Origin of the sequence: Aeromonas sp., assembly GCF_051657805.1 — a bacterium.
Taxonomy (GTDB): Bacteria; Pseudomonadota; Gammaproteobacteria; order Enterobacterales; family Aeromonadaceae; genus Aeromonas.
In genome coordinates this window covers 300,860-312,719 of sequence record NZ_JBOFLJ010000019.1, presented here as the reverse complement: position 1 = coordinate 312,719, position 11,860 = coordinate 300,860, and the positions used below count along the sequence as shown (strand labels likewise).

Here is an 11,860-nt window from a genome sequence, read left to right as displayed (position 1 = left end):
ACGCGGCGTGCTGAAATCCTATCTCGGCCTGCAACAGGATGCGCTGGATGCTATGGGCAAGGAGCGGCAGCGACTGCGGGAGGTCGCCATGCGCGAAGAGCAGCGGGTGCTGAAGCTGCAGGAGGTGATCGCGACCCTGCAGCCGGGCTCGGCCAGCTTCCATCCCCTGCTGTGGCAGAACAAGCAGCAGATGCAGGGGCAGTTGCGCCACCTGCTGGATCATCAGTTGCAACAGTCATCCCTGGCCCGGCTGGATCTCTCCCGTCATGAGGGGCAGCTGCTCAAGCAGTTTGGCCGGGTCAAGGGGCTGGAACTGTTGTTGGACAGGCGAGCCCTGGAGGCGCGTCAGCGGCAGGAGTCAGGGGATCAGCGCCAGCTCGACGAACTCGCCAGCCTGCGCCATCGCGCCCTGCAGGGGCGCTGAAGGGATCAATCGGGGAAGCGTTCCTGCCGACCGTAGGCAGATTCCTGACCGAGCAGGCTGTTGATGGTCTCTATCTGACCGGCCAGCAGGCGGCCATTGTGTTCATTCTGGCGTCGGCACTGTTGCAGCAACAGCTCCAGCCGCTGCCACTCTCTCCCCACGCTCTGTTGCAGGGTATCGGGCAACTTGGCGATCAGCTTCGCCATCCCCTTCTCATCGGGCTTGAGCCCCAGCGCCAGCAGATGCTGACAGCGCTGCTGCGCCTCTTGCTGGATGTCGACCATCAGCCGGGTCTGCTGGTGGTTGTGGGTGGTCAGACCCTCGACGTCATGACTGGCCAGCAGACCGTGCTGGTTGAGCAGCAGTTGCTGCAACTGCGCATAGCGCCCGCAATCCTGCTGAATGCCGATGATCAACTGTTTGACCCTCAGCTTGGGTGCCATGGTCATCGGCGGTGCATGTCCAGAATGGCCTGACCCAGGGCATCCATGTCGAGTTCGAGCTTGCCCTCGCTGATGGCCTGACGGATCTGGTTGACCTTCTCCATGTCCACGTCCGGGGTCGAGGCGAGCTCGGCCCTTGCCTGATTGATGCTGTGTGCCCTGGTGCTGATCTGGGCGTCAGCCTGGGGGCTCCTGGACTGAGGCTGGGTCAGGGGGGCGGCATCCTGCTGGCGTTGCAGCTGGGCCTGGACATAGAGCGGATCGGTACGGGTGATTTTCATAACGTCAATTCCTGATGGTCTATCTATGACAGGCGACCCTTGGGCGCCCCAACTTGAATCAAACTCGCTTTCCGCCTCAAAAACGGGTTTCCACTTCCCCCTTTTCGATGACCCAGGCCTGGATCTCCTTGCCGGACTGGTTGTTGCGTACCCGGACTCCGTCGCCGATGGCCCCGCTCTCCAGCGCCCTGCCGCGGGTAGTGGCCGAGAAGTTCCCCTGACCGGCCCGGATCAGCACCCCTTCTCCCTCTCGCACGGCCCAGCTCTTCTGCAGATCCAGCTCGCTGATGAGCTGCCCCATCCTGAGGTGACGGTTGCTCTTGCTGCCCACCGGTGAATGGTTGCTGGGGATGAAGCCCCGCTGCAGCCGGCTGACATCCAGCTCCTTCTCCACCAGGTCGGCGGGCTGGATGGCCCTTCCTTTCTGAATTTCCCTGGCGGTAACCCAGACCGGCATCATCAGGCTGACCTCGACTCTGGCCCTCAGTTGCCAGGCGGGCTCGGTGCACTCTACCAGATAGGGGCGCCGCCCCCAGGGCTGACGATACTGGCCCCCCGCCTGCAGCCTGATCTCCTGCTGGCAGGGGGGGAGGTGAGCCACCGCAGGGGAGAGCCAGACCTGATATTCCGCCGGGGGGCTCGGCCAACCCTGCTGCTGCAGGTAGTCGCTGAGGGCCGCACTGGCATCAGCCTTCAACATGCTCTCCAACTGCTGCGGCAGTGGCGCGGGCTCGGCCAGGAGCTGCGGCGCCAGCAACGAGAGGCAGAGCAGACAGATCAGCTTCCATATGGGAAACGATGCTTCCCCTTTTGACCGGTTGGTCAATCGTCGGCGACTCCCTGATCGGCGGAAATAACGGATTTTCATGATTGGCATGAGTCTTGATAAAGGATGCACCGGTCTGACTGGTTCACAAGAAGGATGAAGCATGAGTATCTCATTTGACAGCGCGCTTGGGGTGCACCCCTATGCCCTCGATGTACGAGCGGATCGGGCACGTATTCTGGCAGGGAATCTGGCCAATGTGGATACCCCCGGTTATCTGGCGCGGGATGTGGACTACAAGAGCATACTCGGCCGGGTCGCCCAACAGGTCGCCGCCGGGGAGCAGGGGGCGGCCATCAACCAGGGCGCCATGAGCAACGACATGCAGCATCCCCTCTATCGCATTCCCTACCAGGTCTCCATGGATGGCAACACCGCCGAGCTCAGCGTGGAGCAGAGCAAGTTTGCCAGCAATGCCACCGACTTCCAGACCAGCCTCACCTTCCTGAATATGAAAATCACCGGGATCGCCAAGGCGATCGAGGGCCGTTAATCATGTCGTTCAACCGAATCTATGACATCGCCGGCAGCGCCATGCGGGCACAGACAGTCCGCCTGGACACCGTCGCCTCCAACCTGGCCAACGTCGACAGCGCCGCCGGCAGCGAAGCCGCTGCCTTCCGGGCCATCAAGCCCGTCTTCTCCACCCTCTATCAACGGGTGCAGGAGGCCGACGGACTGGGGGCCGCCCAGGTGCAGATCGCGGGCATAGTGCAGTCGGATCGCCAGGTCGAGAAGCGCCTGGAGCCGACCAACCCGCTGGCCGATGGCGAGGGTTTTGTCTACTACTCCAACGTCAACGCGGTGGAGGAGATGGCGGACATGATGAGCGCCTCCCGGGGGTTCGAGACCTCGGTCGAAGTGATCAACCGCATCAACAGCATGCAGCAGGGTCTGCTGCGACTGGGTCAGGGAGCGTAAATGAGCCTGCCACAAGTCAGCGGTCTGGACTCAGCCCGCAGCACCAGCCAGTACTCGGCGACTCCTGAGATCGCCAGCAACAACGCAGCCGCCGGCCAGGGCGTACAGCTGCGCAACGAATTCCTGCAGATGATGGTGGCCCAGATCCAGAACCAGGATCCGACCAATCCCCTTGACGGCGCCCAGTACGTCACCCAGCTGGCGCAGTTCAGCATGGTGGAGGGGGTCGAAGGGCTCAAGGTGCTGCAGCAGAAGTCCATCAACATGATGGATACCCAGCAGGTGCTGCAGAGCACGGACCTCATCGACAAGGAGGTGATGGTGCCGAGCCAGACCCTGAGCCAGAAAGAGGAGAAGGCGATCCGCGGCCAGGTGGAGCTGGGCGGTGCGGCCGATGCGGTCGAGCTGAAGGTCTATGACAAGAACGGCACCCTGGTGGCCAGCAAGAGCTGGGGCGAGAGCAAGGCGGGCGGGCTGGACTACGAGCTGCCGACCCTGCCGGCCGGCGAGTACAGCTTTGAGGTGAAGGCCTCCCTCGCGGGCGTCGCCACCACCACCAAGAACTATGTGGCGAGCCAGGTGGAGCGGGTCAACCTGCCCGGCACGGGCGAGATCATGTTGCAAGTGGCGGGCGTCGGGGAAGTTCCCCTGTTCAGCGCCGTCCAGTTTGGCAAGTCGGCGTAATCAAATAGGAGCGAAACTGTGTCTTTTAGTATCGGACTGAGCGGCCTGCGCGCCGTCAACCAGGAATTGAGTGTCATCAGCAACAACGTGGCCAACGCCAGCACCGCGGGCTTCAAGTCCAGCCGTGCCGAGTTCGCCGCCATCTACGGCGGTGGCCAGGCCGGCGGGGTGGAGATGAACAACGTCTCCCAGAACTTCGATCGCAACGGGGACGTGACCCGGACCGGGCGCGGCCTGGATCTGGCGATCTCCGGCAGCGGCTTCTTCGTCCTCAAGGACAGCAACGGCCAGACCTCCTACACCCGGGCCGGCATGTTCCAGCGCGATGCCAGTAACTACCTGACCACGGCGAGTGGCACCCGCTTGCAGGGCTACACCACCAACGAGGCGGGTGAACTGCAATCCGGCGTGGTGGGGGACATCCAGGTCAAGGCCGGCAGCCTGCCCGCCAAGCCGTCAGACAGCCTGGAGTTCGTGGCCAACCTCAAGGCAGATGCCAGCATCATCGATCAGACGGCGCATCCGTTCGACCCTGCGAAATCCGACAGCTTCAGCTACTCCCAGTCCAGTAAGGTCTATGACTCCCTCGGGGTCGAGCACACTGTCACCCAGTATTTCGTGAAGACGGGGGACAACACCTGGCAGGTCAACTACGCCTTCAACGGCGCCAAGACCGGCTCCCCGGTGACCATGGAGTTCAACACCAACGGCACCCTGAAGACGCCGACCACGGCCCCGGTACTGAACCTGGCTCCTCCTGGCGCCGATCCTATCACCCTCAAGGCGGATCTGGCCAAGGTCAGCCAGTATGCCTCCGACTTCAATGCCACCCGCAACCAGTCCAACGGCTATGCGGCCGGTGATCTGACCGGGGTCCGGGTCGATGCCGACGGCGGCGTCTACGCCACCTTCACCAACGGTCAGAGCCTGTTGCAGGGTCAGGTGGTGATGGCGAACTTCACCAACCCGAACGGTCTGGTACAGGCCAACAACACCACCTGGCAGCAGTCGTTCAGCTCGGGCCAGCCCGTGCTGGGGGCGCCGGGCACCGGCACCCTGGGCACCCTGACCGCGGGGGCCTATGAGGCATCCAACGTGGATCTGACCGGTGAGCTGGTCAGCCTGATGACCTCCCAGCGCAACTATCAGGCCAATGCCAAGACCATCAGCTCGGCCGACAAGATGACCCAGGTTCTCTTCAACTCCTTCTAAGGCGTGATGCGTGGAAAAGCTTATCTATACCGCCATGTCGGGGGCGCAACACAGCCTGATGGCCCAGCAGATCCGGGCGAACAACCTGGCCAACGTCAACACCGCCGGTTTTCGGGCCGATTTCGAGCGGGCGTCTGCTTATGCCCTGGCCGGTGACGGCTTCCAGAGCCGGGTCATGGCCCGGGAGGAGCAGGCGGGCACCGACTTCAAGCCGGGTGCCCTGATGCAGACCGGCCGCAAGCTGGATGTGGCGATCCGGGGTGATGGCTTCATCGCGGTACAGACCGCCGATGGCAAGGAGGCCTACACCCGCGCCGGCAACCTGGAGGTGGATGGGGAGGGTCTGCTGACCCTCAACGGCCGCCCCGTGCTGGGGGATGGCGGTGAGATGGTGTTGCCTGCCTATCGGGATCTCAGCTTCGGCAAGGATGGCTCCCTCAGCATCACCCCGCCGGGGGGCGGTGCCCGCCTGGATGTGGGTCGTCTCAAGCTGGTCAACCCGGATCCGGCGGAACTGGTGAAGGGGCAGGACGGCCTGTTCCGTCAGCGTCGGGGCGGCGATGCGGAGATCAGCGAACAGGTGGTGTTGGCGTCCGGCTTCCTCGAGGGGGCAAACGTGAACGCGGTGGACGAGCTGATCGGCAGCATGTCCCTGACCCGCAACTTCGAGTTGCAGGTCAAGCTGATGAAGACGGCGGATGAGCAGGCCAGGCAAGGGGCCAGGCTGATCTCCGGTCAGGGCTGACAGAATGACGCAGGGTCGGTGTGACCGGCCTGCAAGAGATTGATGAGGGTGCCAGGCGCCCTCCCATGAGATGGTGGAGAGACGAAGATGCACGCAGCACTTTGGGTAAGTAAAACGGGTCTGTCGGCACAGGATGCCAAGATGGCCAGCATTTCCAACAACCTGGCCAACGTCAACACGGTCGGTTTCAAGCGCGATCGGGTGGCGTTCGAGGATCTGTTCTATCAGGTCCAGCGCCAGCCGGGTGCCCAGCAGGATCAGCAGAACCTGTCCCCCATCGGCATCCAGATGGGTAATGGTGTGCGGGTGGTCGGTACCCAGAAGGTGTTCACCTCGGGCCAGTTCCAGAACACCAACCAGGAGCTGGACATCGCCGTGGTCGGTGCCGGTTTCTTCGGGGTCGAGCGCCCGGACGGTGAGACCGCCTATACCCGCAACGGCCAGTGGCATCGCAACGCCGAGGGGCTGCTGGTCAACTCCGATGGCCTGCCCATGCTGCCGCAGATCCAGATCCCCGACAACGCCACCAAGATTGCCATCGGCACAGACGGTACCGTGAGCGCGACCCTGCCGGGTCAGCAGGAGAACGTGGAGCTGGGTCGCATCACTCTGACCAACTTCTCCAACCCGGCCGGGCTGGAAGCCCTGGGGGGCAACCTCTACCGGGCGACCGGTGCCTCCGGCGAGGCCATCGAAGGGGTGCCGGGCGAAGAGGCCATGGGTGCCCTCAAGCAGTTCACCCTGGAGAGCTCCAACGTCAACGTGGTGGAGGAGATGGTGGACATGATCACCACCCAGCGTGCCTACGAGATGAACGCCAAGGTCGTCTCTTCCGCCGATCAGATGCTCAAGTTTGTCACCCAGGCGCTGTGATGATTAAGTCGATGTTGCGTTGCGTCGGATTGGCCCTGCTGCTGGGGGGCTGCTCCACCTATGAGTTGCAGGCCCCCGAGCCCGGTGACGAGAAGTGGGCTCCCTCCCGTACCCAGCTGACGAAGACGGGAATGGGGGAGGATGGCAGTCTCTACCGGAACGATTACATGATGACCCTGTTCCAGGATCGTCGTGCCTATCGTATCGGCGACATCCTCACCGTGATGCTGGAGGAGCGGACCCAGTCCAGCAAGAAAGCCAACACCAGCATGAACAAGAACAACAGCATCAATGTGCCCGCCCCCTCCATCGGTGGCGTGTCGCGCCCCGACTGGGGGGCCTCGATCAGCGCCGATCGCGACTTCGATGGCGGTGCCACCTCCAGCCAGCAGAACACCTTGGCGGGGGCCATCACGGTCACCGTGGCCGAGGTGATGCCGAACGGGGTACTGGGGATCCGCGGGGAGAAGTGGATCCGCCTCAACCAGGGGGATGAGTACATCCGTCTGGGGGGCATGGTGCGGGTCGAGGACATCGATCAGAGCAACCGCATCTCCTCCCAGCGCATCGCCGATGCCCGCATCACCTATGCAGGACGTGGCGCCCTCGCCGACAGCAACCAGATGGGCTGGCTGGCGCGCTTCTTCAGCTCCGCCTTCGCCCCCTTGTGAGGACTCCAATGAACAGATGGTGTATCGCTTTGCTCTGCTGCCTGCTGCCGGGCATTGCCGCCGCCGCGCCCGCCAAGCGGGCCCTGCTGGACATCGCCGATGTGCAGGGGATGCGAACCAACCAGCTGGTGGGTTACGGCCTGGTGGTCGGCCTCTCCGGCACCGGGGATCGCAGCCAGGTCAAGTTCACCGGCCAGTCCATGACCAACATGCTCAAGCAGTTCGGCGTGCAACTGCCCGATGACATCGACCCGAAGCTCAAGAACGTGGCCGCCGTGTCGGTGCAGGCGACCCTGCCGGCTCTGGCGGGCAAGGGGCAGCTGGTGGACGTGACCGTCACCTCCATCGGGGATGCCAAGAGCCTGCGGGGCGGCTCCTTGCTGCTGACCCCCATGCGCGGCATCGACGGCGAGGTCTATGCTGTCGCCCAGGGCAACCTGGTGGTGGCCGGTGTCAAGGCGGAGGGGCAGTCCGGTTCGTCCGTGACCATCAACGTGCCGACTGCGGGCATCATCCCGAACGGCGCCATCATAGAGCGGGAAGCCGCCAGCAGCTTCTCTGACAAACCCGAGGTCACCCTCAACCTGCATCAGCCGAACTTCAAGACGGCCCGCAATGTGGAGCGGGAGATCAATCGCCAGCTGGGACCCGTGGCCAAGGCGGTCAGCGCCGGTCGCATCCAGATTGCGGCCCCTCGCGACGAGAGTCAGCGGATCTCCTTCATGGCCCTGCTGCAGGATATCGAGATCGACATGGGCAAAGAGAGGCCCAGGGTGGTCTTCAACAGCCGCACCGGCACCGTCGTCATGGGGCAGGGGGTCAAGGTGCACAAGGCGGCCGTCAGCCACGGCAGCCTGACGGTGACGATCGGCGAGAGCCAGACGGTGAGTCAGCCCAACGCCTTCTCCAACGGCCGGACCACCACCACGCCGAACTCCCAGATCCAGGTTGACCGGGAGCGCAACAACATGTTTGTCTGGCCGGATGGCACTTCCCTCGAAGTGATCGTCAAGGCAGTGAATTCCCTGGGGGCGACCCCGGATGATGTCATGGCCATTCTGCAAGCCCTCGATGAGGCGGGAGCCCTCGAAGGCGAGCTGGTGGTCATCTAAGGAATGTTATGACCAGAATTACGTCCGAGCCTGGTTTCTATCAGGATCTCAATGAACTGCAGCAGATAAAGGGCAACCCGGATCAGCGGGCGGCCCTGGAGGCCGCCGCCGGCCAGTTCGAGGTGAGCTTCCTGCAGACTGTGCTCAAGCACATGCGTTCGGCCTCCGACGCCATGCAGGATGAGGATGACAAGCTCATCAAGGGGCAAGAGCTCTATCGCGACATGTACGACAGCCAGCTGGCCATGAGCCTGGTGAAGCGCGGCGGGCTGGGCCTCAAGGAGCAGATGGTCAATCAGCTGGCCCCCACATTAAAGAATGCCGAGCCTGTGGTCGCTTCAGAATCCCAGACCCTGGCTGCCTTCAGTCAGCCTCTGAATTCGGCAAAAATGAGGAAAGTTGACTGATGTCGCTGCTCAATATCGGTTTTAGCGGACTCAACGCGGCGCAGATCGCGCTGAACGTCACCGCCCAGAATATCGCCAACGTCAATACCGTCGGTTACAGCCGCCAGGAAGCCATGATGGGCAGCCTGTCCGGTTTTGGCCGGCTGGACAACGGCATGGGGGTGGAGGTGACCGGGGTTCGCAGGATCACCGATGACTACCTGGTGTCCCAGCACTGGCGCAGCCGCTCATCGACCGGCTCCTCCTACGCCTTTCATCAGTACATCAACACCACAGAGCAGCTGCTCGGCAGCGAGTCCATGAACATCACCAAGGGGCTGGACAGCTTCTTCGCCTCCCTGAACGCCGCCCTCGACAGCCCGGAGACCCCGGCCCAGCGCAGCCAGATCGTCAGCTCGGCGGGGGCACTGGCCAACCGCTTCAATCAGCTGAACGAGAGCCTGGTGACCCAGGAAAAGCAGATTCAGGATCAGCTGAACAGTACCGTCACTCAGGTCAACAGCTACCTGAAGCAGGTGGCGGAGCTCAACACCCAGATCGGCGAGCAGGCCTCCAAGGGGGTCAACACCTCGGCGCTGGAAGACAGCCGTGAGCAGATAGTACGTGAGCTGTCGACCTTCATGGAGGTGCGGGTCAATCGCCAGAGCGACGGCTCGTTTTCCCTGAGTTTGCCCCAGGGCCAGCCCCTGGTGCTGGCGGGCAGCAGCAGTACCCTCTCCCTCACCGGCGACACCCTGAGCCTGAGCTTCGGGCCCCAATCCTTCGAGGTGCCCAAGCTGCAGGGCGGAACCCTGGCGGGGGTGCTGGAGTATCGCACTACTGTACTGCGCCCCTTGCGCGACGAGCTGAACCAGATCGCGAAGAAGCTGGCTGATGACTTCAACGCCAAGCAGGGGGGCGGGATCGATCTGAACGGTGATCCGGGCAAACCCCTGTTCAGTTACGATCCCCTCAATCCGTCCGGCACCCTCAAGGTGGCGGACGGCTTCACCGGTGATCACCTGGCCTTCGCCAAGGCAGGGGGCGGCACCGGGGACAACCGCAACCTGCAGGAGCTACTGACCATCAAGGATGACCAGTATGACACCTACAGCACCCTGCTGGGCCGCATGGCGGTGCAGAGCGGTCAGGCCAAGGCGACCATGGAGGCAGACGCCAACATGGAGAAGCAGCTGGCCACCAAGCTGAGCAGCGTCAGCGGCGTCAACACCGACGAGGAGGGGGTCAAGATCATGGCCTACACCAAGGCCTATCAGGCCAACGCCAAGGTGATCAGCACTTCGGATCAACTCTTCAACTCCATCCTGAACATGTTCTGACGAGGCCAGCATGCGCATCAGTACCAACCAGATCCAGCTCAGCATGCTCGACAACCTGCAACATGGTTTCGGAGAGTATGCCAGGCTCGATCGCCAGATCTCGTCCAACAAGCGGATCCTGCAGCCCTCCGACGATCCCGTCGGCAGTGTGCAGCTGCTCGGCCTGAAGAAAGAGCAGGCGGCGATGGCCCAGTACCAGAAGAACATCGCCAATGCCAAGAGCCAGCTCTCCCAGGGTGAGATCCAGCTCGACACCATGACCAACATGCTGAGCCGTCTGCGGGATCTGACCCAGACCGCAGCCAACGGCTCCCTCTCCGAGGACGATCGCCGTGCCGTCTCCAGCGAGCTGGCCATCATCAAGGATGGCCTGCTGGATCTCGCCAACGCCCGCAACGAGAGTGGATCCAGTCTGTTCAGTGGCAGCCAGGTCGATAAAACCGCCATAGTGAAAGACCCAAGCGGTAATTACGTCTACCAGGGTGATAGCCTGGTGCGCGAGGTCGGTATCGCCAAGGGGGTGACGGTGGAGCTCAATCACACCGCCGACAAGCTGTTCATCCAGAACGGGGATTTCTTCAAGCAGCTCGACGACATGGTGGCCGCCTTCGACAGCGGTGCCGCGGACTCTGCCGATCAGGCCAGGGCCATGCTGGATCGTAGCCTGACCCTGCAAGATGACATCAGCCAGATGGTCAGCTCCATCGGTGCGCGGATCAACCTGCTGGATCAGGTCGACGAAGGGCACGAGGAGAAGAGCGTCTATAGCAAGGAAGTGAGCAATCAGATAGAGTCCCTCGATTATGCCAGTGCGGTGACCCAGCAGGCCCATGTGCTGATGGCGCTGCAGGTGCAGCAGCAGGCTTTCGCCAAGGTGAACGGCCTCAGCCTGTTCAACTACATGCCTTAAGCCTTTCAAGGAGCCAGGATGCAGATTCAACAAACCCGTCCGGGCGGTGTGGCCGAGACCCCGGCCCAGCCCAAACTGCACGGACGTCAGACTGCCCAGGCTACTTCTCCCCAGGTCACCCGCCACGAACGTCAGCCCAATGTCATCCGGCTCGACCGCTGGGCCCTGATCGGCACGGCACAGCAGCGCATCGCCCACGCCCAGGGCAGTGAACAGGCCCTGAGCCAGGTCTGGGGCGAGCTGAAACGCCTGGAGCAGCAGCTCGGCCAGAACCGGGCGGCGAGCGGTGATCTGGTCTCCCGTCTCAAGCTGCTGGAAGAGAAGCTGACCCAGCCCCAGGCGCCGCTGACCTCCGAACTCAAGCCTCGCCTGCTGGCATCGGCCAGCGACAGCCGGGTGCACTACAGCGCGGATCGCCTCGATCTGCTGAGCCCCAAGTCGAGTGCCGAGCGCCTCGTCTTCTCCTTCCCCCAGACCAGCAGCGCCGTCGAGGTGCTGCTGCCGGCCGGGGCCAATGAGGCGGAAGCTGCCACCAGGCTGGATCGGGCCCTGCGCAAGGAGCATATCCAGGCTCGTCTGAACGAGCTGGGCAAGCTGGAGCTGAGCGTGCCGGATCAGCACAGGCGCAAGCTGGACGAACCCGTGCTGCTGAGCGGGGAGGGGATCCGCATCCCCGCCGGCAACCCGGTCCCCGTGCAGTTCAAACCCAGGGCCGGTCAGCTGACCCAGCTAGGGGAAGGGCTCGACAAGGGGGAGCTCAGGCAGGAGCAGCAGCGCCTGAAGCGGTTGCTCGGCGAGATCGAGCAGTCGGTGCGGGAGCTGAAGCAGTTCCGCCAGAAGATGGTGAAGCAGCTCGATCGCGTGAAGGCCCGCAGCCAGAACCTGCAGCAGGAGGAGCTGGAGCAGTTGCAAGGCAAGCTCAGCCTTCAGCTCAAGGAGGGTGGCTTTATGGGGACCATGTCCGGCCTGCTGGCACAGGCCAATGTGTCGCGTCAGAACGTGGTGGCCCTGCTGACCTGAGGCCGGCAGAGA

16 protein-coding genes are annotated in these 11,860 nt (G+C 63.1%); 13 read left to right on the top strand and 3 right to left on the bottom strand.

The window, feature by feature from the left end; translation table 11 throughout:
• Window positions 1-7: 7 nt before the first annotated feature.
• On the top strand, window positions 8-424 hold the full coding sequence (lfiJ, locus tag ACRCYW_RS07145) for a lateral flagellar protein LfiJ (RefSeq protein WP_438549422.1): 417 nt from the start codon (window positions 8-10) through the stop codon (window positions 422-424).
• Between the two features lie 5 nt (window positions 425-429).
• Here lfiJ and ACRCYW_RS07140 read toward each other — a convergent pair whose 3' ends face one another.
• The 3 genes from ACRCYW_RS07140 to flgA form a co-directional block, all read right to left on the bottom strand.
• The gene (locus ACRCYW_RS07140; RefSeq protein WP_438549421.1) at window positions 430-873 is read right to left on the bottom strand and encodes a flagellar protein FlgN; all 444 of its coding nucleotides are present in this window, start codon (window positions 871-873) and stop codon (window positions 430-432) included.
• Window positions 870-1,148 (bottom strand): flagellar biosynthesis anti-sigma factor FlgM, encoded by a 279-nt coding sequence (gene flgM, locus ACRCYW_RS07135; RefSeq protein WP_438549420.1) that lies wholly within the window; start codon window positions 1,146-1,148, stop codon window positions 870-872. The genes ACRCYW_RS07140 and flgM overlap by 4 nt, the downstream gene beginning before the upstream one ends.
• Window positions 1,149-1,224: 76 nt before the next feature.
• Window positions 1,225-1,848, bottom strand: coding sequence for a flagellar basal body P-ring formation chaperone FlgA (gene flgA / locus ACRCYW_RS07130; RefSeq protein ID WP_438549419.1), 624 nt, complete (start codon window positions 1,846-1,848; stop codon window positions 1,225-1,227).
• 229 nt (window positions 1,849-2,077) lie between these two features.
• On the opposite strand from flgA, the gene lfgB reads away from it, so the two are divergent.
• The 12 genes from lfgB (at window position 2,078) to ACRCYW_RS07070 (ending at window position 11,848) form a co-directional block, all read left to right on the top strand.
• Entirely contained in the window at window positions 2,078-2,467 is a 390-nt protein-coding gene (gene lfgB, locus ACRCYW_RS07125; RefSeq protein ID WP_438549418.1) for a lateral flagellar basal body rod protein LfgB, read from the top strand.
• A gap of 2 nt (window positions 2,468-2,469) precedes the next feature.
• Window positions 2,470-2,895 carry a lateral flagellar basal body rod protein FlgCL gene (flgCL, locus tag ACRCYW_RS07120; RefSeq protein ID WP_438549417.1) on the top strand — a complete coding sequence of 142 codons (426 nt, stop codon included), beginning with the start codon at window positions 2,470-2,472 and terminating at the stop codon, window positions 2,893-2,895.
• Window positions 2,896-3,579, top strand: coding sequence for a flagellar hook assembly protein FlgD (locus ACRCYW_RS07115; RefSeq protein ID WP_438549416.1), 684 nt, complete (start codon window positions 2,896-2,898; stop codon window positions 3,577-3,579).
• Between the two features lie 18 nt (window positions 3,580-3,597).
• Window positions 3,598-4,791 carry a lateral flagellar hook protein FlgEL gene (gene flgEL, locus ACRCYW_RS07110; protein ID WP_438549415.1) on the top strand — a complete coding sequence of 398 codons (1,194 nt, stop codon included), beginning with the start codon at window positions 3,598-3,600 and terminating at the stop codon, window positions 4,789-4,791.
• Between the two features lie 10 nt (window positions 4,792-4,801).
• A complete protein-coding gene (gene lfgF, locus ACRCYW_RS07105; RefSeq protein ID WP_438549414.1) occupies window positions 4,802-5,536 on the top strand; it encodes a lateral flagellar basal-body rod protein LfgF in 735 nt (244 codons plus the stop codon).
• A gap of 87 nt (window positions 5,537-5,623) precedes the next feature.
• A complete protein-coding gene (gene lfgG / locus ACRCYW_RS07100) occupies window positions 5,624-6,409 on the top strand; it encodes a lateral flagellar basal-body rod protein LfgG (protein ID WP_438549413.1) in 786 nt (261 codons plus the stop codon).
• A gap of 11 nt (window positions 6,410-6,420) precedes the next feature.
• On the top strand, window positions 6,421-7,080 hold the full coding sequence (gene flgH / locus ACRCYW_RS07095; RefSeq protein ID WP_438549412.1) for a flagellar basal body L-ring protein FlgH: 660 nt from the start codon (window positions 6,421-6,423) through the stop codon (window positions 7,078-7,080).
• An 8-nt stretch (window positions 7,081-7,088) separates the two neighbouring features.
• Entirely contained in the window at window positions 7,089-8,192 is a 1,104-nt protein-coding gene (gene fgIL, locus ACRCYW_RS07090) for a lateral flagellar basal body P-ring FlgIL (protein ID WP_438549411.1), read from the top strand.
• Between the two features lie 8 nt (window positions 8,193-8,200).
• Window positions 8,201-8,599, top strand: a complete 399-nt coding sequence (locus tag ACRCYW_RS07085) for a rod-binding protein (protein WP_438549410.1) — start codon at window positions 8,201-8,203, stop codon at window positions 8,597-8,599.
• Window positions 8,599-9,918 (top strand): lateral flagellar hook-associated protein LfgK, encoded by a 1,320-nt coding sequence (gene lfgK, locus ACRCYW_RS07080; protein WP_438549409.1) that lies wholly within the window; start codon window positions 8,599-8,601, stop codon window positions 9,916-9,918. The genes ACRCYW_RS07085 and lfgK overlap by 1 nt, the downstream gene beginning before the upstream one ends.
• Window positions 9,919-9,928: 10 nt before the next feature.
• Window positions 9,929-10,828: a lateral flagellar hook-associated protein LfgL gene (lfgL, locus tag ACRCYW_RS07075; protein WP_438549408.1), complete on the top strand. Its 900-nt coding sequence runs from the start codon at window positions 9,929-9,931 to the stop codon at window positions 10,826-10,828.
• Between the two features lie 18 nt (window positions 10,829-10,846).
• The gene (locus ACRCYW_RS07070) at window positions 10,847-11,848 is read left to right on the top strand and encodes a hypothetical protein (RefSeq protein ID WP_438549407.1); all 1,002 of its coding nucleotides are present in this window, start codon (window positions 10,847-10,849) and stop codon (window positions 11,846-11,848) included.
• Window positions 11,849-11,860: the final 12 nt, after the last annotated feature.

Excerpts from the sequence above, each read along its gene's own strand:
- ACRCYW_RS07140 (WP_438549421.1), bottom strand. The coding sequence starts at position 873 with ATGACCATGGCACCCAAGCTGAGGGTCAAACAGTTGATCATCGGCATT.
- flgM (WP_438549420.1), bottom strand. The coding sequence starts at position 1,148 with ATGAAAATCACCCGTACCGATCCGCTCTATGTCCAGGCCCAGCTGCAA.
- flgA (WP_438549419.1), bottom strand. The coding sequence starts at position 1,848 with ATGTTGAAGGCTGATGCCAGTGCGGCCCTCAGCGACTACCTGCAGCAG.
- lfgB (WP_438549418.1), top strand. The coding sequence starts at position 2,078 with ATGAGTATCTCATTTGACAGCGCGCTTGGGGTGCACCCCTATGCCCTC.
- flgCL (WP_438549417.1), top strand. The coding sequence starts at position 2,470 with ATGTCGTTCAACCGAATCTATGACATCGCCGGCAGCGCCATGCGGGCA.
- ACRCYW_RS07115 (WP_438549416.1), top strand. The coding sequence starts at position 2,896 with ATGAGCCTGCCACAAGTCAGCGGTCTGGACTCAGCCCGCAGCACCAGC.
- lfgG (WP_438549413.1), top strand. The coding sequence starts at position 5,624 with ATGCACGCAGCACTTTGGGTAAGTAAAACGGGTCTGTCGGCACAGGAT.
- flgH (WP_438549412.1), top strand. The coding sequence starts at position 6,421 with ATGTTGCGTTGCGTCGGATTGGCCCTGCTGCTGGGGGGCTGCTCCACC.
- fgIL (WP_438549411.1), top strand. The coding sequence starts at position 7,089 with ATGAACAGATGGTGTATCGCTTTGCTCTGCTGCCTGCTGCCGGGCATT.
- ACRCYW_RS07085 (WP_438549410.1), top strand. The coding sequence starts at position 8,201 with ATGACCAGAATTACGTCCGAGCCTGGTTTCTATCAGGATCTCAATGAA.
- lfgK (WP_438549409.1), top strand. The coding sequence starts at position 8,599 with ATGTCGCTGCTCAATATCGGTTTTAGCGGACTCAACGCGGCGCAGATC.
- lfgL (WP_438549408.1), top strand. The coding sequence starts at position 9,929 with ATGCGCATCAGTACCAACCAGATCCAGCTCAGCATGCTCGACAACCTG.
- ACRCYW_RS07070 (WP_438549407.1), top strand. The coding sequence starts at position 10,847 with ATGCAGATTCAACAAACCCGTCCGGGCGGTGTGGCCGAGACCCCGGCC.